The organism is Rhodococcus sp. OK302 (assembly GCF_002245895.1).
Classification (GTDB): Bacteria; Actinomycetota; Actinomycetes; order Mycobacteriales; family Mycobacteriaceae; genus Rhodococcus_F.
In genome coordinates this window covers 759,825-782,218 of record NZ_NPJZ01000001.1, presented here as the reverse complement: position 1 = coordinate 782,218, position 22,394 = coordinate 759,825, and the positions used below count along the sequence as shown (strand labels likewise).

Annotated in this window: 16 protein-coding genes; 7 read left to right on the top strand and 9 right to left on the bottom strand. The window is 59.6% G+C overall.

Going from position 1 to position 22,394, the window contains the following annotated elements:
• Positions 1-137: 137 nt before the first annotated feature.
• From BDB13_RS03580 to BDB13_RS03565, 4 genes are all read left to right on the top strand, one after another.
• Complete coding sequence (locus BDB13_RS03580) at positions 138-1,151, top strand: sensor histidine kinase (RefSeq protein WP_176459516.1); 1,014 nt, start codon at positions 138-140, stop codon at positions 1,149-1,151.
• Between the two features lie 143 nt (positions 1,152-1,294).
• On the top strand, positions 1,295-2,602 hold the full coding sequence (locus BDB13_RS03575) for a sensor histidine kinase (protein ID WP_094270439.1): 1,308 nt from the start codon (positions 1,295-1,297) through the stop codon (positions 2,600-2,602).
• Entirely contained in the window at positions 2,599-3,273 is a 675-nt protein-coding gene (locus tag BDB13_RS03570) for a response regulator (RefSeq protein WP_094270438.1), read from the top strand. The genes BDB13_RS03575 and BDB13_RS03570 overlap by 4 nt, the downstream gene beginning before the upstream one ends.
• A gap of 215 nt (positions 3,274-3,488) precedes the next feature.
• Positions 3,489-4,799 (top strand): ISL3 family transposase, encoded by a 1,311-nt coding sequence (locus tag BDB13_RS03565; RefSeq protein WP_094270437.1) that lies wholly within the window; start codon positions 3,489-3,491, stop codon positions 4,797-4,799.
• 552 nt (positions 4,800-5,351) lie between these two features.
• Here BDB13_RS03565 and lanKC read toward each other — a convergent pair.
• Positions 5,352-8,024 carry a class III lanthionine synthetase LanKC gene (lanKC, locus tag BDB13_RS03560; protein WP_094270436.1) on the bottom strand — a complete coding sequence of 891 codons (2,673 nt, stop codon included), beginning with the start codon at positions 8,022-8,024 and terminating at the stop codon, positions 5,352-5,354.
• Between the two features lie 405 nt (positions 8,025-8,429).
• Positions 8,430-10,205 (bottom strand): cholesterol oxidase substrate-binding domain-containing protein, encoded by a 1,776-nt coding sequence (locus BDB13_RS03555; protein ID WP_094270435.1) that lies wholly within the window; start codon positions 10,203-10,205, stop codon positions 8,430-8,432.
• Positions 10,206-10,862: 657 nt separating this feature from the next.
• On the opposite strand from BDB13_RS03555, the gene BDB13_RS03550 reads away from it, so the two are divergent.
• The 3 genes from BDB13_RS03550 to BDB13_RS03540 are packed head-to-tail and all read left to right on the top strand — an operon-like array spanning position 10,863 to position 13,488.
• Positions 10,863-12,056, top strand: coding sequence for a thiolase family protein (locus BDB13_RS03550; protein ID WP_094270434.1), 1,194 nt, complete (start codon positions 10,863-10,865; stop codon positions 12,054-12,056).
• A 30-nt stretch (positions 12,057-12,086) separates the two neighbouring features.
• Positions 12,087-12,848: a 3-hydroxyacyl-CoA dehydrogenase gene (locus BDB13_RS03545; protein WP_094270433.1), complete on the top strand. Its 762-nt coding sequence runs from the start codon at positions 12,087-12,089 to the stop codon at positions 12,846-12,848.
• Positions 12,849-12,861: 13 nt separating this feature from the next.
• A complete protein-coding gene (locus BDB13_RS03540) occupies positions 12,862-13,488 on the top strand; it encodes a TetR/AcrR family transcriptional regulator (protein WP_094270432.1) in 627 nt (208 codons plus the stop codon).
• 54 nt (positions 13,489-13,542) lie between these two features.
• Here BDB13_RS03540 and BDB13_RS03535 read toward each other — a convergent pair whose 3' ends face one another.
• The 7 genes from BDB13_RS03535 to BDB13_RS03500 all read right to left on the bottom strand — a co-directional run bounded on the left by BDB13_RS03535 (position 13,543) and on the right by BDB13_RS03500 (position 22,262).
• On the bottom strand, positions 13,543-15,165 hold the full coding sequence (locus BDB13_RS03535; protein WP_094270431.1) for a long-chain fatty acid--CoA ligase: 1,623 nt from the start codon (positions 15,163-15,165) through the stop codon (positions 13,543-13,545).
• Between the two features lie 97 nt (positions 15,166-15,262).
• Positions 15,263-16,930 carry a dihydroxyacetone kinase family protein gene (locus BDB13_RS03530; protein ID WP_094270430.1) on the bottom strand — a complete coding sequence of 556 codons (1,668 nt, stop codon included), beginning with the start codon at positions 16,928-16,930 and terminating at the stop codon, positions 15,263-15,265.
• Positions 16,931-16,957: 27 nt separating this feature from the next.
• Positions 16,958-17,977, bottom strand: coding sequence for a threonine aldolase family protein (locus BDB13_RS03525; protein ID WP_094270429.1), 1,020 nt, complete (start codon positions 17,975-17,977; stop codon positions 16,958-16,960).
• Positions 17,978-18,022: 45 nt separating this feature from the next.
• Positions 18,023-18,796, bottom strand: coding sequence for a sulfite exporter TauE/SafE family protein (locus BDB13_RS03520; protein ID WP_094270428.1), 774 nt, complete (start codon positions 18,794-18,796; stop codon positions 18,023-18,025).
• 183 nt (positions 18,797-18,979) lie between these two features.
• Entirely contained in the window at positions 18,980-20,341 is a 1,362-nt protein-coding gene (locus BDB13_RS03510) for an MBL fold metallo-hydrolase (RefSeq protein ID WP_094270426.1), read from the bottom strand.
• Positions 20,342-20,439: 98 nt separating this feature from the next.
• The gene (locus tag BDB13_RS03505) at positions 20,440-21,864 is read right to left on the bottom strand and encodes a DUF2252 domain-containing protein (RefSeq protein ID WP_094270425.1); all 1,425 of its coding nucleotides are present in this window, start codon (positions 21,862-21,864) and stop codon (positions 20,440-20,442) included.
• A gap of 74 nt (positions 21,865-21,938) precedes the next feature.
• Complete coding sequence (locus tag BDB13_RS03500) at positions 21,939-22,262, bottom strand: DUF6292 family protein (protein WP_094270424.1); 324 nt, start codon at positions 22,260-22,262, stop codon at positions 21,939-21,941.
• Between the last annotated feature and the right edge of the window lie 132 nt (positions 22,263-22,394).

Genomic DNA, 22,394 nt, shown 5'->3' with positions numbered 1-22,394 from the left:
CAACATGTAGTCTATTCGGCGGCAAGGGGTACTCAGGAGGCCAGAGTCTTGCCAACCCGGGGGTTCTCGCAGGGACAGCGACAATCCTGGTGGCATTGACAGTCGTTGCATGCTTCCGTCGTAGGTACCCAGTGTGGATGTATTTGTTGACGCTCGCCGGAACGGTGGCGCTCGGACTCCTACTGGAGGACCGCGGAGTGGCTGCTACTCCGCTGTATTGGTGTGCGATTGTTTACTTGGCTGGGAAGGCCAGCGGAAGTCGCTTGGCGTTGCTGGTGATGCTCGGGATGACAGCGGATCTATTGCTGACAACCAAACTCAAGTTGGTCGGCGAGGGTATGACGCTCTCTCAGGTTCCGATCGGGGATTTGCCGATTCTGCTGTTCGCGCCGGTTGTGAACATCGCGAGTAGCTACGCAGTCATGATCACGATCGGGATGGTTGTCTCGAGACACCGATCTCAAACTTCCGCGAGTTCCATGGCTATGGAGCAAATGCAGTTGAATCACGAAGCGCGACTGAGTGACGCAATCGCAGAGGAGCGCCAGAACATGGCGCGTGAACTGCACGATGTTGCCGCACATCACCTCACCGGAATGCTCATCCAAGCGAAGTCGGCAGACAAGTTGTTGTTGTCCAATCCGGATCAGGCGAAGGCATTGCTCGGGGGCGTGATCGACCATGGCGACCGCGCGTTGAACAGTTTGCGCCAGACTGTGGGGATTCTGCGTATCGGTGGGACGGATCCCAGGTATCCACAGCCGATGATCGCCGATATTCCGCAACTGGTCGAGGGCTGTCGGGCGTCTATTCCGCTGTTGGAACTCGATCTGGAGGATGCTTTCGAGGAAATCGATAGCGCAGTCCAACTGTCTTCCTATCGTGTTGTGCAGGAAGCATTGTCGAATGTTCTCCGCCATGCGCCGCAGAGTTCCGCGAAGGTGAGTGTGCGATGCGAGAGTGACTCAATCCGCCTCGACATCACCAATAGTGCGGGTATGGGTGCTGCTGCTACCGACGGTCAGAGCTTGGGGATTTCAGGAATGCGGGAACGAGTAACGCTGTTGGGCGGCACACTCCTCGCCGGACCCCTCGGCAACGGCTGGACAGTAAAAGCAGTCATCCCTACGGCCGGCCGAATTGTTGGATGATCCCTCCCGCGTTGTCGGCGCAGTCGAGCCGTGCCTCGGGATGTTTGAGATCTGTTGTGACTGAATCAGGCGAATTCATCTTGGGTGTCTGTCCGATTTGATAGCTTGAGTCCGCTACCGGGATCAACAATTCGCGGAGGGACGTGACGGTGACCTACTCCACCGCAATCGACGAACCAGAGAACGATGAGGCAGAGCCGAAAGCTGAGTGGGGTTGGTGGGGGAGCAGTCAAGGCTCACAACTCTCGAAAACGGGTCGCGTAGGTGTTCTATTTGTCGGCGTACTGAGTGTTGTGTTTATGGTTGTCGCGACGTTGATCGGAGATACTTTTCCGAAAGATTCCGATTCTCAACTCGATTATGGGCAACTTCTCGGTCCGATACTGGTTATTGCAATCAATACGGTTGCACTGGTGAGGGCGAGATGGCACCCAGTCGCGCTTTTTGCTGTAAGTGTTTTTGCGATGGTTGTGCTGGCACTGGTTCTTGGCAATCGTGGTCCGGCAGTGACTCCTTTATATTGGGTTTCGATTCTGATGCTTTCAATTAGAACAGAAGGGCGCACATTCTATCTGGCAGTCCTGGCCGGACTCAGTGCTGACATTCTCGTCAGCGTCAATCTTCGAATCAATGATCTAAATTTGCCACTCTCATCCGGCGCATTCGGAGATTTGTTGTTCTCACCAGTAATGAATGTTCTGATGAGCTATGGAATTTTTATTGCACTGGGGAAGGTTGTGCGGAATCAGCGGCGTCACAAGTTGGTCGATGAGGTGCAGATTCGGCAGTTGAAGCAGGAGCGAGATGTGGATGTTCAGAATGCTTTGGCTGATGAGAGAGCGCGTATGGCTCGTGAGCTTCATGATGTCTCAGCGCACCATCTGACGGCTGTAATAATACAAGGCAAAGCGGCAGCCGAGATCTTTGAGACTGCGCCAGGAGAGGTGAAGGATTTACTCTTCGGGGTTGTTGATCAGGGTGAACGTGCTCTTCGGAGCCTTCGTCAACTTGTTGAGGTCCTGCGGATTGGACCTACCGAATCGCAAAGCCCCCAGCCGAACATTCAATCGGTTATGAGTCTGGTTGATGGATGTCAAAGATCGGGCCTTACAATCACGGTCGATATTGGTAGTGACCTGTCGGATATTGATAGTGCTATACAGGTATCTTGCTATCGAATAGTGCAAGAAAGCCTGTCGAATGTCCTTCGGCACGCGTATGGAAGCCGCGTTGCTGTGGCGATAAGACGAGATTCGGGAAGTCTGAAAATAATGGTCGAAAACGATGTGGGAGTGTCGCTTGACCGCGACATGCATGGGCAGGGGCTCGGACTGGTCGGACTCAGGGAACGCACCGAGTATCTGGGCGGTGTCTTCCATGCCGGACCTTCGGAAGAGGGTCGTTGGAAAGTGCAAGCAAAAATCCCACTCGAAGGGTTTATCTACCAATGATCACGGTCCTTATAGTCGACGATCAGCCTATAGTTCGGCGCGGATTAAGGCTGTTTTTGACAAACTATGAAGATATAGTTGTAGTTGGAGAGGCGAACTCCGGACCGGATGCTGTATATCAGTCCGGTCAGCTCAACCCGGATGTCATTCTCATGGATATTCGAATGCCGGACGGTGATGGACTGGCTGCAGCGAAGATTATTCTCTCGAATCATTCAATGCAAAAGATAATAATCATCACCACATTCGGGCACGATGACTATTTGTATTCGGCGATCGATCTGGGTGTTTCGGGATTCATCCTGAAAGATGCCGGTCCAAGTGAGTTGGCGCAGGCTATCTACAATGCGCACAAAGGTGGTACTACTATCAGTCCTACGTTGCTTGGTAGTTTGACGCGCGAATTCGGGCGCCGATCAGTGGTGCAGGTGAAGGATGTGCAACCAGTTGAAAGTGATTCGATCCTATTGACCGCTCGGGAAGCAGAGATTGTTCACTGTCTTGCCCGGGGTCTGAGCAACGACGAGATCTCAGTAGAACTAAGCATCGAGGTTAGTACCATTAAGTCTCACCTTGGGCGCATATCGAACAAGGTGGGAACGAAGAGTCGACTTCAAACCGCGATCTGGGCCTACAGGTCAGGTCTGGTTGATGCTCGATCTCAGGAGTGACGGAGATGGCCAGTGTTCTGCAGCTAAGAATTCTTTCGGAGTTCCGTCGAGGATGCTGTGCAATTGGCGTTGCGGAAAACTGGCTGTTCCGGATCCGGAGTGCATGAACTCGATTTCCGGTGATCCGAGCAGACACAAGATGTAGAGGCATACAGAGGGTCCTGGGATGTGAGGATGAAGGTTCCTACACCGAATCCGAACACACCACAGGACCCATGAACCAGACTACTAACCTCGTCGCCGACACCATCTGCCGAACCGTCGAACTCGGCGTCACCATCACCGGCGCCGCCATCGCCGAACGCTTCACCCACATCGAATGCAGACCCGTCGAACACGACCCGACGTGCCCGTCCTGCGGCAAACCTGGCCGACTCCGCGACCACGTCACCCGCACCCTCGCCGACCTCCCCGTCGTCGGTCATCCCACCCGCCTTCACATCCGGCTACCCCGATTCACCTGCGGCAACGATGCCTGCGAGGTGGCGGTGTTCCGTCAACGCATCGACACGGTGGCCGCCTCGAAAGCCTGCACCACCCGCCGGACCGCCGGCTGGATCCTCGGACGCCTCGCCTGCGACAAGATGCCGGTTTCGGCGGTGGCCACGGCGTTGGGGTTGAGTTGGGACGTGGTGAACTCCCTCGCCCTGTCCACGGTCCGGCACCTGGTCTACGACCAGCCCGGCCACCTCGACAGAGTTCGGGTCCTGGGTGTGGACGAACACAAGTGGAAACATGTACGCGGGCAAGGTGATCCGAGCTTTGTGACGGTGATCGTGGACCTGACTCCGGTCATCGACGGTACCGGCCCGGCCCGGTTGCTCGACATGGTTCCCGGCCGTTCCGCTGCGGCGCTCAAGGACTGGCTGCGTGAGCGTGATCAGGTGTTTCGGGACCGGGTGAAGATCGTGTCGATGGATGGGTTCGCCGGCTACCACTCGGCCGCCAAAGACGTATTGTCGCAGGCCAGGACGGTGATGGATCCCTTCCACGTAGTGCACTTGGCTGCGGAGAAGTTGACCGTGTGTCGGCAGCGGGTCCAGCAGGTCACGCTCGGTCACCGCGGCCGGTCCGGTGACCCGTTGTACGGCATCAAACGGGTGCTGCTGACCCGAGAGACGTTGCGTACCGACAAACAGAATGCGCGACTTGAGGCGGTGTTCGCGGACGAGGAACACATCGATGTCGAGGTCACCGAACGCGTCTACCAGGAACTTGTTGCCGCGTACGATGATTCGGACAAGCGGGCGGGGAAGTTGGCGATGTACAAGGTCCTCAATCGCATCAAATCCGGTGTCCCGAAGGAACTTGCGGAGTTGGCTCAGCTCGGTCGCAGTCTCTGGAAACGGCGGAAGGAGATCCTGGCCTACTTCGATACCGGTGCATCGAATGGTCCTGTCGAGGCGATCAACGGCCGGCTCGAGTATCTACGAGGTATCGCGCTGGGTTTCCGCAATCTCGATCACTACATCTTGCGGTCACTGATTCACTCGGGTCAGCTCCGGGAATCAATCAATGCACTCTAGAAACGGAAGAGCCGGAAAACTGTGCGAAACCGGCAGGTTGAAAACCCGCGAGCAGTTGGTCGTCGATCGGCGATCAACTGCTCGCGGGTCGGTCTCATGGATGAACCTTTATCGAAGTGTGATTCGGTAACGCTGTGCGCCAAGCGATTCACCTCGGAAGCTTCGGTCGCATCCGTGCAATCGCTGTGAGATCGGGGTTTATTAATTACTGGACCCCTCGGGTGTGACCATTCTCTGTGGCGAAAGACGTTGATCAAATCCAGCCGAAAGTGAACTGTGAATCCTTCAAATAAAGAGTTAGCAGAATATCGTGCTTAAGCCGCTCCAGGAATAAGGTCCGTCGTCGATTTGGTGCTTCTGGTTTCCTGATTCAGCGATCTCCTGAAATTGGAGTACAGACTTCATTCTGAATATCCTTTCATATCACTAACTTGGGATCGATCCTCATCCATGTCGGACAAGGTCGGTGATGCAGTACTTCGCTGGGGAAGTGTCCTTCTTGCTTCATCCTTTCTCTGTTGGACTCCTCTCCGTTAACCCTCGACGGGTTGTCTAGGCGACTGAACGCTCGGCGTTCAGTTTCGGGGGGTGCAATGGAATCTCCATTCCGAGGAACGGGGCAGTAGCTTCATGTGTTCCTCGGAGGCTGTCGGCGTAGAGGCCAAGCATGTTGGAAACGCCGGCCGAACCGGTTGCCCAGTCCGTGGACAGTCGGAGTAACTGTTCGCCAGGAAAGTGGATTCCAGCCCCGTGTGGAATCGCGTGCAGTTGCAAGCGTCTGACCTGAGCGTCGAGGTGCTCGCGCGTCTGGCCGTAGTCCCGACCACTTTCGAGGAGTTTGAGTAGGTAGTAGATGAATCCAGCGCGCCCGTTGAACAGATTGGACTGGATGCAGAATTCTGCGGTCGCGGCATTGCTGATCTTCACGAGCAAGTCCTCGTACCGAGGCTCCGGGCTGTGTGACGCTACGCGCATGATCGCTAGCCCGACTCCGGTAGACCCACTGGCGATATATGGCAGTCGTCGCCATCCTTCGTTCAGCTGGAGTGATCCGTCGGGACAGTCGATGAGCAGCGAAATATCTTGTTCGAGTGCTTCTTTGGCGTCGTCAAGATCTTGTTTGTGCCCGAGGACTTCGTACGCGCGTATCCAGAAGAGTGACTGTCCGCTCGCTCCATGCATGAGGCCACCCTTTCCGGTGGCGACGTGCAATTGCCCATTTTCGGATTGAATGGAACTGTTGGGGACTTGTAGACGGTCGTGCATGACCTGTCGGATGCGATTGGCCGCGTCGAGTGAGGCAGGGTCACCATTCCGGTGGTGCCGTTCTAGAAGGTAGAGCCCGATGCCGGCGAGTCCACTGAAGAGCTCGGACGGGAGCAGTTCGAACGGAGCTCGATAGATTCTCTCGGCCCACATATCGGCGGTGCTGTGCAGCCCGAGGCGTTCGAAGGTGCTTGCAGCACCGGCTAATCCGTCGTACAAACCCACGCTGACGTTCGGGGTGCGCTGAATCGTGTGGTCAACCCATTCCGTCGCGAGGCGCTTATCTTCCTCGCTCATGGCGGTAGTCAGGAGATTTCCGCACGGTCCGTGAGCGATGCTCAAGGAATCTCCCGAGAACTGTGCGATGTCCCCGGGGTAAAGGCGATCTGAGCGCGAGAGTTGCCGCGACTCACGGATGCCAAGGTCGATCAGTGACTGGATCTTTTCAGCGCCGTCCGCGTCGTGGACACTCCATTGCTGGATAGACTCCATAGCTCGGAGGGTATGGATGCCAGCGTTATTCGCGTTTAGTCGCGGACGAAGTACCTCGAGAATGCTCTGGCAGTAGCTATCGGGGAGTTCGAAAAGTTCGTGTGCTTCCGCGACCAGTTGCTCAATTTTTTCGGCGCTGAGATCGAGCAACACGGTGAGTGGCAAGAATATCGAAATTTTCAGGCAGGCAAGAGAGTACAGATCTGCCGACAACCCGGTTCGTCCGTCCACAGGTGTGAAACCAGGAGCGCCCATCGGCTGCACTATCTCGTCTTGCCCTTCGACGTAGGACATCTCGAAATCGATGATCTTGATCGAGTTGTCCGGCAGGACCAGGATATTGTTGGGGTGGAGGTCACCGAACACGATCCGCTGACTGTGCAGGTGCTCGATGGCAGATTGAACCTCGTTGACGATGCCAAGAGCCCAATCGCGGTATGTCGCTCGGTCCAGCTGTGTTTCGTTGGCGCGCACCAGCGGATTACGTTCGACCAGTTCTTTATTGAGAGTCGTGCCGTGAACGTATTCCTGCACCAAGAAGTGGTGGCTCGAATGCTCGAAATAGTCGAGTATGCCTGCAAAATACGGTGATTCGTTCAGCATCTGCAAAATATCTCGTTCACGCTGGAGGCGCGAAACTGCGTCGCGGCCATCCGGTGTGATTCCGGCGAACGGCCGTGCCTCCTTGACGACGATCTCGGCACCATTGCCGTTGAGGGCTTTGTACACGCCGCCGCCGTTGGAGAAATGGAGAGCGTCGATCATTTTGTACGGGAACGTCTGGTGGTCGCCGTCCGCGTGGAGAAGTTCCTTTTGTTTCGCGATGAAGTCCGGAACTTCTACCCAAGTGGGCGGCCGGAATGCGGGCTGGCGGAGGTCAGGGACGAGACGGCCGTCGGGATCGGTGATCGCAGGCACGAGTTCGTCGTACTGGTCACGAACGTATTTGAGCGCGAATCCCCCGTACCTGACGTAGAGGGGACCATCCTGCCATCGGAGGTCGGAGAGGATGTATGGTCCGTCGAATCCTTGAAGGAGCTCGTTCAGTTCATTGAGGAGGCTCTCGCACGTCTCTGTATCGGGAGGGTAGATGGTGATGAATTTTCCGCTGCCTCCACGGTGTGCGTACTTCATATTGGAACGGAGCATCGCTGCAGAGTTGGGCAGGAATTTGAACGAGTAGTGCCGTTCGATGCAGTACTTGGATGTTATGTCCAAGATTGCCTGGGCATTCTGCAAAGTTGCCGAACAGTGGATCTTCCACCCTTGATCCGGAAGTTTCACTGACAACGACGGCTGATGATGTTGCCATCCATGGGATTCCACGGATTTCCACTCGACATCCGATTCGAGGTCAGTCAGTTCGTATCGTCGGACGTTGGCACTGAGACGCTGCGTCTGATCTTGGTGGGGTCGATCGTAGAATCGCCTGTCAGCCAGGGCGTATTCGAGATACTTCGTATCCATTGACTTCACCTCCCCTGATCGGCGACCGGAATGCGTCCCAGCCTCTGTGTGGTTTGTTAACTAGGAGCCAGAGGTTCCCAGATTTTGAACTCACGCCGTGAGATACCTCGTGAGGTGGGAAACGGACTTGTGGATCATGCGCCGGTCTTTATCGGCTCATGTGGATCAGGATAGGGCAAATCCATTGTGCAGTGGTCGATTTGGGAAAATTTGTCAACGAAATTTCGAAGCAATTCTTTTGGACACTGCAGTGTGTTGAATCAAGGACATTCACCTGCGAGCAGATAGGTTGCTTCTTCTTGACGCGCCGAACCGAATGCCCTGGTGGATGGCACCTCATCAGGGCATTCGGTTGTCGGTTGTTCGTCTGAAATCTGTTTCAGCCCAGCATTTCTACTCGACTGATCAGGGGAGAAGCTGGTTCAGGAAGGTGTTGCTGAATACCTTGTGCGGATCGAGCTGGTTGAACGCCGCGTTGGCGGTGTCCCAGTTGTTGTTGACGGGGACACCGTCACGGTAGGTCTGCGGCAGGTCGTGTTCGATGATCTGGGCGTCCTTGTACGGTAGTTCGCTGCTGAACGCCCAGCCCTTGGACCATTCGGGGCGGAAGGTCGCGTTCTCGTCGTTGAAGTGGCTGCGCATCCACTGTTCCATTTCGCGGTAGAACGCGAACATGCCGGGCGTGCCGGGAACGCCGAGGACGTTGAGCCAGATCGCGGTGTCCCATTCCGGGTGGTCGGGGCGGGGGCGCATCGCGGAGATGGTGGGGGCGCCGGCGGAGGGGACCTGGACGTCGGCGTCTTGGTCGAGGCCGCAGCAGCGGATTTCGACGGGGCCGTTGAGGGGGAACTGGCCGAGGGAGCGGTAGTGCTCGATGCGGCCGTTGTACCACTGGGTGAAGTCGTGGATGACCTGGCCGATGTTGGCGCGGGAGGTGATGACGGCGCCGCCGCCTTCGGTCAACCGGAGGGTGGTGGCTTTGATGTAGAACTGAACGTCTTTGGACCAGCCCCAGATGTCGCTGGCGTTGGTGACGGCGAGGCCGGCGACGGTGGTGGTGTACATCATCTGCCCGAATGCGGGTGCAATACCGGGGTTTCCGGCGTTGATCGCGGCGATCATGTCCGTCAGCGGTTCGGGGAGGTTGTCGGAGAAGACGTAGTTGTAGGGGCCGGTGACTTCACGGGAGGTGGCGGGTTTGGTGGGTTCGAGGGACCACACCTTCATCCACGGCTTCTCGGTGAAGGGGTACCAGATGGCTTCGGCGCGGCCGTTCTCGCGGACGAAGTTTTCGAAGGTGCGTCCGGGGGTGCCCTTGGCGGCGAAGAGTTCCTGCCAGCCGATGTCGGTGTAGCTGACGCAGCGTTGGCGGTAGTTCGGGGAGGCCTGCAATGTGACGGCGGTGATGAAGGTGCGGCCGAGGTTGGTCAGCAGCGGGCGGATCGCGGTGTCGGCGCGGTCGTAGGTCTTCAATGCGTATTCGGTGCCGTTCCAGACCACTGCAGTCAGGGAGGTGACGAGGTTGGAGAGGGAACCGAAGGTTTGTCCGGGGACGTGGGCTTCGCCTTCGGCGGGCAGGGCTGCGCCGTGGGCGTCGACGGCGAGGCAGCCGGCGATGGAGAGCACGCCCGGGGCGGGGAGGTTCGCGAAGCCGAGGCCTTGAGCCTGCAACGCGGTGGTGATGGCGTCGAGGGTGGCGCCGGGTCCGGCGGTGACGGTGGGGACGGGTCCGCCGGCGTCGACGTTGACCCAGTTCAAATGCACCATGGTGTCAGCCAAAATGACTTTGTCGCGGGGGGCGCCGTTGACGATGGTCAGGGGGGTCCAGCCGTGCATGGCTCCGCGGGGGCGGATGGTGTAGCCGTTGGCGTGGCCCCAGTTAGCCAATCGGACTGCGTCTTCGGGGGTTTTGGGGGCGCAGGTCCAGATGGTGTCGAGCATGATTTCTTTGGACCAGTTTTGGTAGGCCTGTTGGTAGAGGGCGATGCCTTCGGGGAATGCGGGGGGTGTGGGGAGGGTGGGGACGGGGCCGGCGGATCCGAGGCTGCTGCTTCCGGCGGGGATGGCGTAGGCGGGGGTCCAGGTGCCGGTGAGGGTGGTGGCGGCGACTGCGCTGGCTCCGGCGGCTGCGGCGATGAATCCGCGGCGGGTCAGTCGGGTTGTTTCGTTGTGGGCTGTCATGGTGGGGCTACTCCATCAGGGTCGGAAACTCTGGGTACAGATTTACCGTGGCTACGGTTGTGCCGATCGCTGTGATTCCTCGACCACGAAGGGTGTCAGGTAGAGGTTTACTGTTCGAGCGTTGAAAACGTGCGTCCACCAGCATGTTTGAAGGCTTGCTTAGAGTGGGGGTGCATCATGCGGTCAAATATAGAACACGTCTCATTTTTGGGGATGAAAACGCCAATCTAAATTGAGGATCAGTGAATATTCGGTTAGCGCAGTGAGGGGATTGAGGTGGAACTTCTGGCCCAAGTGCGACGCGCTGAATTAATACTAAAGTACTAGTAATTCTCCTCCGTGGGCCTTCTATTGCGACTTTAGTACTGGGTATTTTCGTAAATAATTCTCAATATTAATACTTTAGTAGTAGTAATCCGTCTGCAGATTTTCCTGGGAAGGTGCCGGATTTGAGAATGCCACTGTGTTGCGGCGCGCTTCAGGCGTCGGGCACGTGCGGAGGCGATCGGCATTGACTCCGGCGCCGCCGGCATGGTAGCTATTTAACGAGCGCTAAGTCAGTGATTGGGCTTCGCGTTCACGATCACGGTCCGGTGCCTGATGCAGGCATCTCGGGTGCCGGACTGTCTCACGTGCACGTCCTCGAAGGGAACGCAGATGACCAAGGCAGTAATCGTCGATGTAGTCCGGATTGCATCCGGCAAGGGCAAGCCCGGTGGGGCGCTGTCCGGAACCCACCCCGTGGAACTGATGGCGCACGTCCTGCGGTCCATCGTCGAGCGCAACGGCCTCGATCCCGCCCTGGTGGACGACGTCATCGGTGGTTGCGTCGGCCAGGCCGGCGAGCAGGCACTCAACATCACTCGCAGTGCCGTCCTCTCCGCAGGCTTCCCCGATTCGGTACCGGCCACCACCATCGACCGCCAGTGCGGATCAAGCCAGCAGGCAGCGCACTTCGCAGCCCAGGGCATCATCGCCGGCGCCTATGACATCGTCATCGCCGCTGGTGTCGAATCCATGAGCCGTGTCCCCATGGGCTTCACGTCGGTGGGCAAGGACCCTTCCGGCCCCGGCATCGCCGCTCGCTACCCCGAAGGCCTGATCAACCAGGGTATCTCCGCAGAACTGATCACCTCCAAGTGGAAGCTCGACCGCGAAGCGCTCGACGCATTTGCCGCACAGTCTCACCAGCGCGCCGCCGCAGCGGCAGCGGCCGGGCTGTTCGACAAGGAGATCATTCCCATCTCGGTGACCAACGCCGCCGGAGAGACTGTTTCGCATACCGTCGACGAGACCGTGCGCGCATCGACCACCGCCGAAGGCCTGGCCGGGTTGAAGCCGTCGTTCTACTCCGAGAAGTACGCGGAACGTTTCCCGCAGGCACAATGGGCTATCACCCCCGGTAACTCCTCGCCCCTCACCGACGGTGCGTCGGCCGCTCTGATCATGAGCGAAGAGATGGCGTCGAAGCTGGGCCTGACGCCCCGTGCCCGCTTCCATTCCTTCTCAGTCGTCGGCGACGACCCGTTGCTCATGCTCACCGCACCCATCCCCGCGACGCACAAGGTATTGGCTCGCGCCGGCCTGAGCATCGACGACATGGACACCTACGAGGTCAACGAAGCATTCGCTCCCGTCCCGCTGGCCTGGGCGCACGAGTTCGGGGCCGACCCGGCGAAGCTCAACCCGTGGGGCGGCGCCATCTCGCTCGGCCACGCACTCGGATCCTCGGGCACCCGATTGCTCGCCACAATGGTCAACCACCTCGAAGCCACCGGTGGACGCTACGGCTTGCAGACCATGTGCGAGGGTGCAGGCATGGCAAACGCCACGATTATCGAACGTATCTAAAATCTCTCACCGTTCTCGAAAGGAATACACATGATCGTCAACGACAGCGTCGCCGTCGTCACCGGTGGAGCCTCCGGCCTCGGCCTGGCAACCGTCAAAGCCCTTCTCGCAGACGGGGCTAGCGTCGTCATCATCGACCTGCCTTCGTCCAATGGTGAGGTCATTGCCAAGGAGCTCGGCGACCGCGTCCGCTTCGCCGCTGCCGACGTCACCGACGAGGCTGCCGTCACGGCCGCACTCGACCTGGCCGAGACCCTCGGGCCCATCCGCGTTGCAGTCAACTGCGCCGGAATCGGCAATGCCATCAAGACCGTCAGCAAGAAGGGTGCCTTCCCGCTCGACGCGTTCAAGAAGATCATCGATGTCAACCTGATCGGCACGTTCAACGTGCTTCGCCTTGCTGCGGAGCGTATTTCGACGACCGAGCCCATCGACGGTGAGCGCGGCGTCATCATCAACACTGCCTCGGTTGCTGCGTACGACGGTCAGATCGGTCAGGCTGCCTACTCCGCATCGAAGGGTGGCGTTGTCGGCATGACCCTGCCCATCGCCCGCGATCTGGCGTCGCTGCTCATCCGCGTCAACACCATCGCTCCGGGCCTGTTCAAGACCCCGCTGCTCGGAAGCTTGCCGGAAGCAGCTCAGGCGTCGCTCGGCCAGCAGGTTCCGCACCCCTCCCGTTTGGGTGATCCCAGCGAGTACGGAGCTTTGGCTGCGCATATCGTCTCCAACCCCATGCTCAACGGTGAGACCATCCGTCTCGACGGTGCAATCCGTATGGCACCGCGCTAATTTCGACCAAAACATGACTAGCGAAGTGGAAAATGCGAATTTGGTAGCGGTGGGGTGGCGATCCTTCCCGCCGCTGCCGATGAGCGACATCCTACGTAATTCGCTGGAGTTGTTCGACGAGAACGGTTACCACGGCACAACGGTGCGGCAGATCGCCAACCGTGTCGGGGTAACCGTTCCCGCGCTCTACTACCACCATGCGAGCAAAGAAGCCGTCCTGGTCGCGTTGTTCGAAGTGTCGATGGACGAGCTGAACACCAGAACCGAAGCGGCAGTGGAAGAAGCGGGCGAAGATCCCGTGACGCGATTCTCGCTACTGGTTGAAGCCATAGTTCTGTACATGACACATCGATCCCATCACGCAGCACTCGACACGGAGATTCGCCATGTCTCCCCGGAAAGTCGAAGTCGCTATGCAGCCAGTCGGAAGCGGCTCGAGCTCCTGATGCGCAAGATCGTCAATGACGGTGTGGCGTCAGGAAGTTTCTCGGTCACCGACACCGACGAGACTGTCCGGGCCATCCTCGGAATGTGCCAGTCACTGCCGCGGTGGTTCCAAACTGGTGGACCGATGACGCCGTCGCAATTGGCGGAGAAGTACGTCGATATCGCGCTGCATACTGTCGGGCATCGCTCGTAATTGAAGGCGGGCAACAGGTTTAACCTGTTGCCCGCCTTCAATGCCTAGTGGATGTCAGAGACGCGTGACCGTCAGTCCGCCATCGTGGTAATCGGACCGCAGGCGCTTCTTGTCGAACTTGCCGACGCTGGTCTTCGGAACTTCCTGCACCACAGCCCAGTTCTCGGGGAGCTGCCACTTCGCGACCTTGCCTGAAAGGTATTCCTGCAGTTCGGACATCGTCGCTGTCGAGCCTGCTCGCAAGACGACAGCAACCAACGGGCGCTCGTCCCACTTCTCGTCCGGGACACCGATAACGGCGGCTTCGGTGACATCCGGGTGCCCCATCACAGCATTCTCGAGGTCGACGGAGGAAATCCATTCGCCACCCGATTTGATGATGTCCTTGGAGCGGTCCGAGAGGCTGAGGAAGCCGTCGGCGGTGATAGATCCGACGTCGCCGGTCTTGAGCCAGCCCTCATTGAACTTGTCGGCTGCGTCGACGCCGTAGTAAGCGCCGGTGATCCACGGTCCGCGAACTTCAAGCTCGCCGACGGAAACACCATCGTGTGCAACAGTTTTGCCGTCGTCGTCGATCAGGCGCGCTTCGACGGAAGCGGGGAAACGACCCTGTGAGTACCGGTACTTCCACATTGCATCACCGGTGACGCCGACCGGGGGACGGGCAACCGATCCCAGCGGGGAGGTTTCCGTCATGCCCCACGCATGCAGGACGCTGACGTTGTGCTGCTCTTCGAAAGCATGCATCAGTGAGGGAGGAACGGCGGAGCCGCCGATCAGAACCTCACGGATGAACGAGATGTCCTGCGGGTTCTGCTCGAGGTAGAGGTGCAGTCCTTGCCAGATGGTGGGCACTGCGGCCGCGAACGTCGGCTTCTCGCTGGCGATGATCGCAGCCATCGGAGCGGGCTGCAGGAAGCGGTCGGGCATGATCAGTGACGCGCCGATCATGAAGGCGGCGTAGGGAAGTCCCCACGACATTGCATGGAACTGCGGAACAACTGCCAGCGCGCGGTCGCCCTGTCGGAGGTTGGGGCCATCGCTCATGCAGACCTGCATGGAATGCAAGTAGATCGAACGATGTGAGTACACAACACCTTTGGGGTCTCCGGTGGTGCCGGAGGTGTAACACATCGCAGCGGCGCTGCGCTCGTCAACCTCGGGCCACGCAAACTCCGTCGGCTGCTCGGCGATCAAGCCCTCGTACGTGTGAACCTCGACGCCCGCGGGAGCCTCGAGGCCCGCTGTGGAGGAGCCTGTCACGATGATGTGCTTGACCGTCGTGAGCGACGGCAACTGCGGGGCGAGCAACGGGATGATGGACGGATCGACGATGATCACATGATCTTCGGCGTGATTGGCAACGTGGATCAGCTGCTCCGGGAACAATCGGATGTTGAGCGTGTGGAGCACGGCGCCCATCGAAGGGATAGTCAGGTATGCCTCGAGGTGCTCAGAGTTGTTCCACATGAACGTGGCAACGCGCTGGTCTCCGTCGACGCCCAATCCGCGCAGAGCGTGAGCGAGCTGAGCGCAGCGCTTCCCGACCTCGGCATAGGTCAATCGGCGAGGGCCGGCTTCAGTCCAGGTCACAACCTCGGCATCGCTGTGCACCGTGGCGCCGTGGCGCAGAATTTGAGCAATGGAGAGTGGGGCGTCTTGCATCGTGCTCAGCATGGGCTGCTCCTGGTTGTCATGCGATCCTGTGCTTTCCAGACAGGTCGCAAACGACGTGCGTGTGATGCCAGATTAACCACACTTCTTTAACTGATGTTTAGTGACCCGCCCCACACTCGAAGAACCAGGCAATTACCAGCGCGCCCGGATCGATCACCCCGCGCGCAGCCTCGCCCACGTAACTTGCGCGGCCTCGATTGGCGACCATCGCTTCAGTTGATTCGGCGCCGGCGTGAGCGGCATTTGCAGCCTGACGCAGAGCGGTGTCGTACGTGGTGCCGGACCGAACTGCCTCCTCGAGCGCCTCGACGGCGGGGACTATCGCATCGACCATCGTCTTGTCGCCGGGGCGTGCGCCGCCGAGCGTGGTGATGTTGTCGAGGCCGGCTCGCGCAGCGGTAGTGACGGCCGCGAGATCGAACCTCCCGTTGCCCGCTGCGCGGTAGAAGTGCCGGAACCAGATGCCGAACAATGCGCCGGACGTCCCGCCGGCGTGCCCGAGGTATGCCTGCGAAAGTGCATCGAATGCGGTTGATGTGGAATAGGAATCCCTCATTGCCGTGAGGTCCAACTGTTCGAGGGCCGCCACCATGTTGGTTCCGAAGTCGCCGTCGCCGGCTCGGCGGTCCAAGTCGGTGAGCGCTGGTTCCTGATCGAGTACCTTCTGAGCCCAATCGGCTACCCACGCTGTTCCGTCGTCGGCTTGGGTCGTGGGAAGGGTGTACGTAGGGCCGAAGGATTCGCTCGGGCCCACTGCCGAGTACGTTCTTGCCGGCGAATTGGGCCATGCCGGAGCACTGCACGGAGCGTCCCATAATTCGAGGACTTGGTCGTCGACCCGCACCAGCGTGATGGAAGCTCCCGCCATGGTCAGTGCCGTGACAAAAGTTCCGACCAGTGGGCGCTCGATGCGAATTCCCTTCTGGTCCAGATATTCTCCGAGTTCCGCGAACAACAACTGCAATTCCAACGGATGGGTGGCGCCCAAGCCGTTGACTACTGCGATGACACGATCGCCGCTGACAAGTTGGAGTGAGTCGACGATCGGATCAGTCAGTCGTCGTACCAATTCAGGTGCAGGCAGAGCGTCGACGCGTTCGGTTCCGCGCTCGCCGTGGATTCCGATCCCCAGTTCCATCTGGCCCGCCGGCAGGTCGAACGACGGCTCCGTTGCGCCCGGGAGCGTGCACGGTGCCAGCGCGACGGCCATGCTGCGTGCGGATTCCGCTACTTGTCGGCCGATGCTGACCACCTCCGCCAAACTGTCACCGCGCTCGGCCGCTGCACCGCATACCTTTTCGACTACGACGGTGGCTGCAGTGCCTCGACGCCCGGGGCCGCTGCCGTCAGCTCGTTCCGAGGCCACATCGTCGTCGACCAGGACAATATCGGCGTCAATCACGTCCTCACGCAGTAACTCTCGTGCGATACCGAAATTCATGACATCGCCGGTGTAGTTCTTTACAATATGGAGGACACCGCCGCCGACGTCGATGGTTTTGGATGCCTCGTGAATCTGGAGCGCGTTGGGTGAGGTGAAGATCAGACCGGGGCAGACGGCAGTCAGCATGCCCGCGCCGATAAATCCGGCATGCAGAGGTTCATGTCCTGATCCGCCGCCGGACACGATGGCGACTTGCCCGCGCGGAAGAGGGTGCGCCCGCGTGAGGTATCCGGGGTCGGGATTCCAGGAAATATCATCGGTGGACGCGATCAGTCCACGAAGTGCATCGGGGACAAATGTCTTTGCGCTGCGCATGAACATGGTTCCAGCGTAGGTCTATCGCCGCGTTCAGGTACTGATTGCACTCACTCGATCCAGTACGGACTCGATATCGTCGGTGCTCACATCCCGGTGAGTCACAAACCGCACCTTGCCGGCCACAGTCACTGCGCCGACACCCACAGTGGCGAGGCGTGAAACAACGGCGCTCGGGTCGGTGACGTCGGCGAGAACGATATTTGTTTCGGGTTCTGTTGTGTTCCATCCACGTTCACGCAGTCCGCGTGCGAGTAGTTGTGCATTGGCGTGGTCGTCGACCAGTCGGTGACGCGAGGCCAACGCAACGATGCCGGCCGCGGCCAGCACTCCGCCTTGACGGATCCCTCCACCGAGCATCTTTCGGATGCGCCGCGCTTCAGCGATTCGCTCGGTGGACGCAGCCAACACCGATCCCACCGGCGCGCCCAACCCCTTGCTCAGGCACACCTGAACTGTATCGGCTCCCAGAGTCAACTCGTCGAGCGAAACATGCAGCGCTGCTGCGGCATTCCACAACCGGGCGCCGTCGAGGTGGATGAGCAGATTGGTTGATCGTGCGGCCTCGACCAGTGCCGTCCATTGAACAGTCGTCATGACTGCTCCGCCCGCGAAGTTGTGCGAGTTCTCCAGGCACAGCAACGTGGTATTCAGCGTGTAGTACGGACCGCCGGGCCCGACTGCTCGGCGAACCGTATCGGGAGTGGGCTGCCCGGGTCCACCGTCGTGGGGCAAGGCCATCGGCATGCCCTGAGCCAGCCATGCCGCGGTTCCCAACTCCGAACCGAGTACGTGTGAGTGCTCGGGTGCCAGAAACTGGTCGCCGCGACGCAGATGCATCATCAACGCGATGAGATTGCCCATCGAACCACTGGGCACCCACAGGGCAGCAGGAAACCCGAGTAGATCCGCCACTTGTTCCTCGAGTGCGGCCATCGTCGGATCGTGATCGAGGACGTCGTCACCGACTTCTGCGTCGGCCATGGCCTTGCGCATCTCCGAGTCAGGGGTGGTGACGGTGTCCGAGCGTAGATCGATATAGGTCGACGTCATGACTCATTCGATCAAGTTCGCTGCTTAACGGTCAACTGAACGCGATCAGGTACCCACAATCACCTGAAGCACCACAAACGCTGCGACCGCAAAGATCAAGTACGCAAACCACTTTTGCAAACGAGCCTTGTCGATGTGTTGACCGAACCGGCCGGCTACCACTGACCCGGCGATTGCGGTGACGGTGAACGCCGCGACCAATCCCCAATCGAGCGTGAGATCCCCGAGGTAAGCGATCAAACCCGAACCGGAGTTGGCGGTCACGATCACCAGTGAGGTACCAACCGCGACGGACATCTCGACACCCAGCAGCAGTACCAGGGCCGGAACGATGAGAAAGCCGCCGCCAACGCCGAAGAGTCCCGTCAGGAAGCCGACGCCCAGGCCGGCGGGGATGGCGCGTGAGGTGCACCGACGCCAGTTGATGCCCGCCCCCTCGATGCGGCACGCGGTCCCGACGTTGGATGTCTCCGACAGCATCCGGATCCCCGCGACAACCATGACTACGGCAAAGCCTGTCATCGTGACCGCGGGAGGAAGGATCCGGTTAACGGCACTGCCCGCGAATGCCGCGAGAAGTCCGGTGGCGGCAAAGACTGCCGCCAGACGCCATTGAACTTGTCTCGCGGCAACTTTGGGGATGGCGCCGAACAGTGACGCGATGCCGACAACCAACAATGACATCGGCACTGCCTGCTCGAGCGGAATGCCCAAGGCGTAGACCAGGACCGGAACCGCGAGTATTGATCCGCCGCCGCCGAGTAGCCCCAGCAGGATCCCGATGACGGAACCCAGTGCCAGGGTCAGGGCGAGCGTCATTTACCTACCGCCGGAACAAGTTTTTGAAGAAGCCACTCGGGCGCTCGCACGTACAACGCTGGGCGGTGGGAACCGACCTCATGACGTCGTCGACATGCTGGCCGCAACCGCTCCAGGTGGTTTTCGAGCAGGTCGAGCAGGTGACGGGGGAACACATAATTTTCTCCTTGAAATGGTGGACGGTTATGCAGCGAGCCAGGCGTTGTAACCGCCGGCCAGGTCAGTGACATGTTCGAGGCCCTGTGCACGCAGCAATGAAGCGGCGACGCTGGATCGCCACCCGCCGGCGCAGTGGACGATCACGGGACGATCCTTCGGCAATTCGTCTATCCGAGAACGCAACTGCGCGAGGGGTATGGACACAGCACCGGCAATCGTGCCGAACTCTCGCTCGCCAGGGTTGCGAATGTCGACGAGGGTGACGGCGTCATCGGCGAGTAATTGTGCCAACTCCGACACGGTGGTGCGTGGCGCAGTCCGCACGAGGTCGATCAACTCCGCCGGAAAGGTGCCGCCGGAGTTGACGAAGCCGATAACGTTGTCGGATCCGATGCGTGCCAAGCGTTTAGCGGCTTCCTGCTGTTCGCCGGGGTAGGTGATAAGGACGATCCGATCGCCGATCTCGGCCACCATTCCGCCGGTCTCTGCGAAGCGGCCGTCGAAGCCGACGTTGACAGTTCCGGCAAGGTGGCCGGCCGCGAAGTCCTCGACACTACGAGCGTCGAGGATTGCTGTGCCTGAAGACATTTCCGCACGAAGATCCGCGAAACTCAACTGCGGAACAACCCGCGCGGGATCGAGTAGCGTGCGGGCACTTTTGTTCAGCGCCACGTCGGTAGCGAAGTACGACGGCACGGAAGGCTGTCCGGCGGTGATCATGTCGACAAAGCTGCCTTCGCTCATCGGAGCGACGGACGGATTGGTGCGTCGTTGCTCGCCGATGGTAGAGGTCAGCTGGTCCGACATGTTCTTGCCACAGGAAGAACCGGCGCCGTGGGCGGGCATGACGGTCACGGAATCCGGCAGTGCGAGAAGGACATTGTGGATGGTCCGGTACATCGCTTGTGCCAGATCGGTATTGGTTCCATCTCCGAGATTGGCCAGATCTGGGCGTCCGACGTCGCCGATGAACAGTGAATCGCCTGTCAGTACTGCTGTCGGTACGGCGTCGGCGTATTCGCGGATCAACAGACTGATCGATTCCCAGGTGTGACCCGGCGTCGAGAGTACTTCGATATCGACGTCGCCGAGTGAGATGCGCTCGCCGTGAGTGAGTCGTTTGATGGGGTACTCGGTTTCAGCGGACTCGCCGAATGCGATCCAGGCATCGGTGGCATCGCGCAGTTCGAGATGGCCGGAGACGAAGTCGGCATGGAAGTGAGTGTTGACGACGCCCACGATCTTCAGGCCGTAGCGCTGCGCGTCCTCGAGGTATCCGTCGACGTCGCGGCGAGGGTCCACGACGATGGCCGTTCCGCTGCTCTCGTCGCCGATCAGGTATGAGGCGTGCGAGAGGCATTCGATGTAGTACTGCTCGAGAATCATCTGTGCGCTCCTGGTCTGCTGGGTTCGAACTCCAGGATGCCAGATACCCCCAGGGGTATGCATTGATCCGTGACGAACACCACCGAAGTGCAGAAATGTCAGATACCGGTTTCGGCAGCGATTCTGCCACTGGTTACAGCTTTGCGTAGCTCTTCGTGATCGCGTTCCGTCTGGTCGGCGTACAGCCGTGCGAAGCGGGCGAGGGCGGTGTCGACCACGTCGGAGGAGCCCAGGTATCCCGAGATCAATGACGCACCACTGGTCCGGGCATGGCCTTTGGCCAACAGTCGACCGCAGATTGCAACATAATCGGTGAGCGCCGACGCGTCGATGGTGTTGAGATCCACCGAACCCTTCATGTTGCGGAACTGGCGGACGTAATACTGGCGATCGTCGACCGTGCACCAGCCGAGCAGGGGATCGCTGACGGTTTGAAGTGCTTGCTGATACTCGGCGACGCGTCGGCCCTGGTGATCGTGCCACGCGGACTTGCCGTGAACGAACGGAGCGACGACGGATCGGCGAGCCTGCTTGAGTTGCAGGAATAGGACGTCGTCCGGGATGCTGCCCTCGCAGAGTGCAACATAGGCGCGGAGTGCCACACTACCGACGCCCACGACGCGGTGTGCGACGTCAACGACGTTGTAGCCCGAAACCACTCGACGCCAGTGTGGCGCAAGGGTTTCGAGGTACTCGTCCAGTCCTTGTAGTAAAAAGTCGGCGTCCTGGTCGGTGAGATGAGTAGTCAGCGGCGGGTTTTCGAGCAGTTTTCGCTGTCCGCCTTCTTGGACGGTGAAGCGGGAAAGCGCGTGATCGCTGGTGCGTTTGCGGGCGCGATCGGCCGCACGCGCGATCTCGGCCTGCAGTCCGGGATCGGTGATGTGGGCGGTGAGGCCGTCGAGATTGACGCGGTCGAACGATCGGCCGAAGAGTGGGCGTTCTGCAAGTGTGGCCAGGTGGTTGCGATATGCCGAGGTGCACGAGACTGTTGCACTCTCGCACTGGCTTTCAGTGAAGCCGTTCTGGCGGCCGGCCACCCAGATGCTCGCGACCAGCCGTCGTAGATCCCATTCCCAGGGGCCGGGATGAGCTTCGTCGAAATCGTTGAGGTCGATGACCAGTTCACGTTCGGGGGAGCCGTAGAAACCGAAATTACCGACATGCGCGTCGCCGCAGATGACGGGATTGATGCCGGTAGACGGCAATGTCGAAAGGTCCTCGGCCATCAAACCCGCTGTGCCGCGAAGGAATCCGTACGGCGACGCAACCATCCGTCCGACCCGGATGGGAACCAGCCAGTCGAGTCGACCCTCGTGGGCGGTATTTACCTGATCGACCGGATCGCGACGAGTGATCGGGGGAGACCAATCTCCGAGCGCGGACCGCGGCACCTGCTTGCGGAGGTTCTTGCCGATCGCGCGGCGCTCACTTCGAGGAGTCTGCCGAGCGCGCAGCGTCGCTTTGCCGTCCGGTTCGACCTCGATGTCGGCGATCTGGCCGACAGGCCTGGGGGACGGGTCCATGTCGGTCTCCTTCGTCGGGCGTGCGAACTCGCGCTCGATAGTATGCCCGCGCGGTCAGGCGCCGATGAGGAGAGTCAGTCTGTGGCCCGCGCTATCAACTCGACTGCCCGGTCGGCGCACACAAAGGGATCGGGCATGCGGCCGAGCCCGAGGCATTCGATGACCGAGAACGACGAGTTCGGGGTGTCTTCGACGCCGAGAGCCCAACCGAAATAGTGATTCCACGCCAAGACCGCTCGGTGGCCACTGTGAGGCGGAAGCTCGCCCGGTAATACGAGCACTGCATCGAACGCCGGACAATCGCACCAGACAACGGATTCGGCAAATACCGAGGCGGCGACTGCGACGACATAACGTTGGCACGTCGACGCACTGGGTAACGCGATGTGAGCGGTCATGATTCGGTCCTCCGGTCAGGTGCCCACTCTGGGGTGCCCCTTCCGTACGAAGAGAAAACCCGATTCAGGCCCTGACGTCGAGGCTCATGTGCCTGAGTCTGTTTGATCTACGGCAAGACAAAGCTGGGGCCG

What these genes read in the sequence shown, in the direction of transcription:
- BDB13_RS03580 (WP_176459516.1), top strand. Translation starts at nt 138, where the DNA reads ATGTATTTGTTGACGCTCGCCGGAACGGTGGCGCTCGGACTCCTACTG.
- BDB13_RS03570 (WP_094270438.1), top strand. Translation starts at nt 2,599, where the DNA reads ATGATCACGGTCCTTATAGTCGACGATCAGCCTATAGTTCGGCGCGGA.
- BDB13_RS03565 (WP_094270437.1), top strand. Translation starts at nt 3,489, where the DNA reads ATGAACCAGACTACTAACCTCGTCGCCGACACCATCTGCCGAACCGTC.
- lanKC (WP_094270436.1), bottom strand. Translation starts at nt 8,024, where the DNA reads ATGGATACGAAGTATCTCGAATACGCCCTGGCTGACAGGCGATTCTAC.
- BDB13_RS03555 (WP_094270435.1), bottom strand. Translation starts at nt 10,205, where the DNA reads ATGACAGCCCACAACGAAACAACCCGACTGACCCGCCGCGGATTCATC.
- BDB13_RS03550 (WP_094270434.1), top strand. Translation starts at nt 10,863, where the DNA reads ATGACCAAGGCAGTAATCGTCGATGTAGTCCGGATTGCATCCGGCAAG.
- BDB13_RS03545 (WP_094270433.1), top strand. Translation starts at nt 12,087, where the DNA reads ATGATCGTCAACGACAGCGTCGCCGTCGTCACCGGTGGAGCCTCCGGC.
- BDB13_RS03540 (WP_094270432.1), top strand. Translation starts at nt 12,862, where the DNA reads ATGACTAGCGAAGTGGAAAATGCGAATTTGGTAGCGGTGGGGTGGCGA.
- BDB13_RS03535 (WP_094270431.1), bottom strand. Translation starts at nt 15,165, where the DNA reads ATGCTGAGCACGATGCAAGACGCCCCACTCTCCATTGCTCAAATTCTG.
- BDB13_RS03530 (WP_094270430.1), bottom strand. Translation starts at nt 16,930, where the DNA reads ATGTTCATGCGCAGCGCAAAGACATTTGTCCCCGATGCACTTCGTGGA.
- BDB13_RS03525 (WP_094270429.1), bottom strand. Translation starts at nt 17,977, where the DNA reads ATGACGTCGACCTATATCGATCTACGCTCGGACACCGTCACCACCCCT.
- BDB13_RS03520 (WP_094270428.1), bottom strand. Translation starts at nt 18,796, where the DNA reads ATGACGCTCGCCCTGACCCTGGCACTGGGTTCCGTCATCGGGATCCTG.
- BDB13_RS03510 (WP_094270426.1), bottom strand. Translation starts at nt 20,341, where the DNA reads ATGATTCTCGAGCAGTACTACATCGAATGCCTCTCGCACGCCTCATAC.
- BDB13_RS03505 (WP_094270425.1), bottom strand. Translation starts at nt 21,864, where the DNA reads ATGGACCCGTCCCCCAGGCCTGTCGGCCAGATCGCCGACATCGAGGTC.
- BDB13_RS03500 (WP_094270424.1), bottom strand. Translation starts at nt 22,262, where the DNA reads ATGACCGCTCACATCGCGTTACCCAGTGCGTCGACGTGCCAACGTTAT.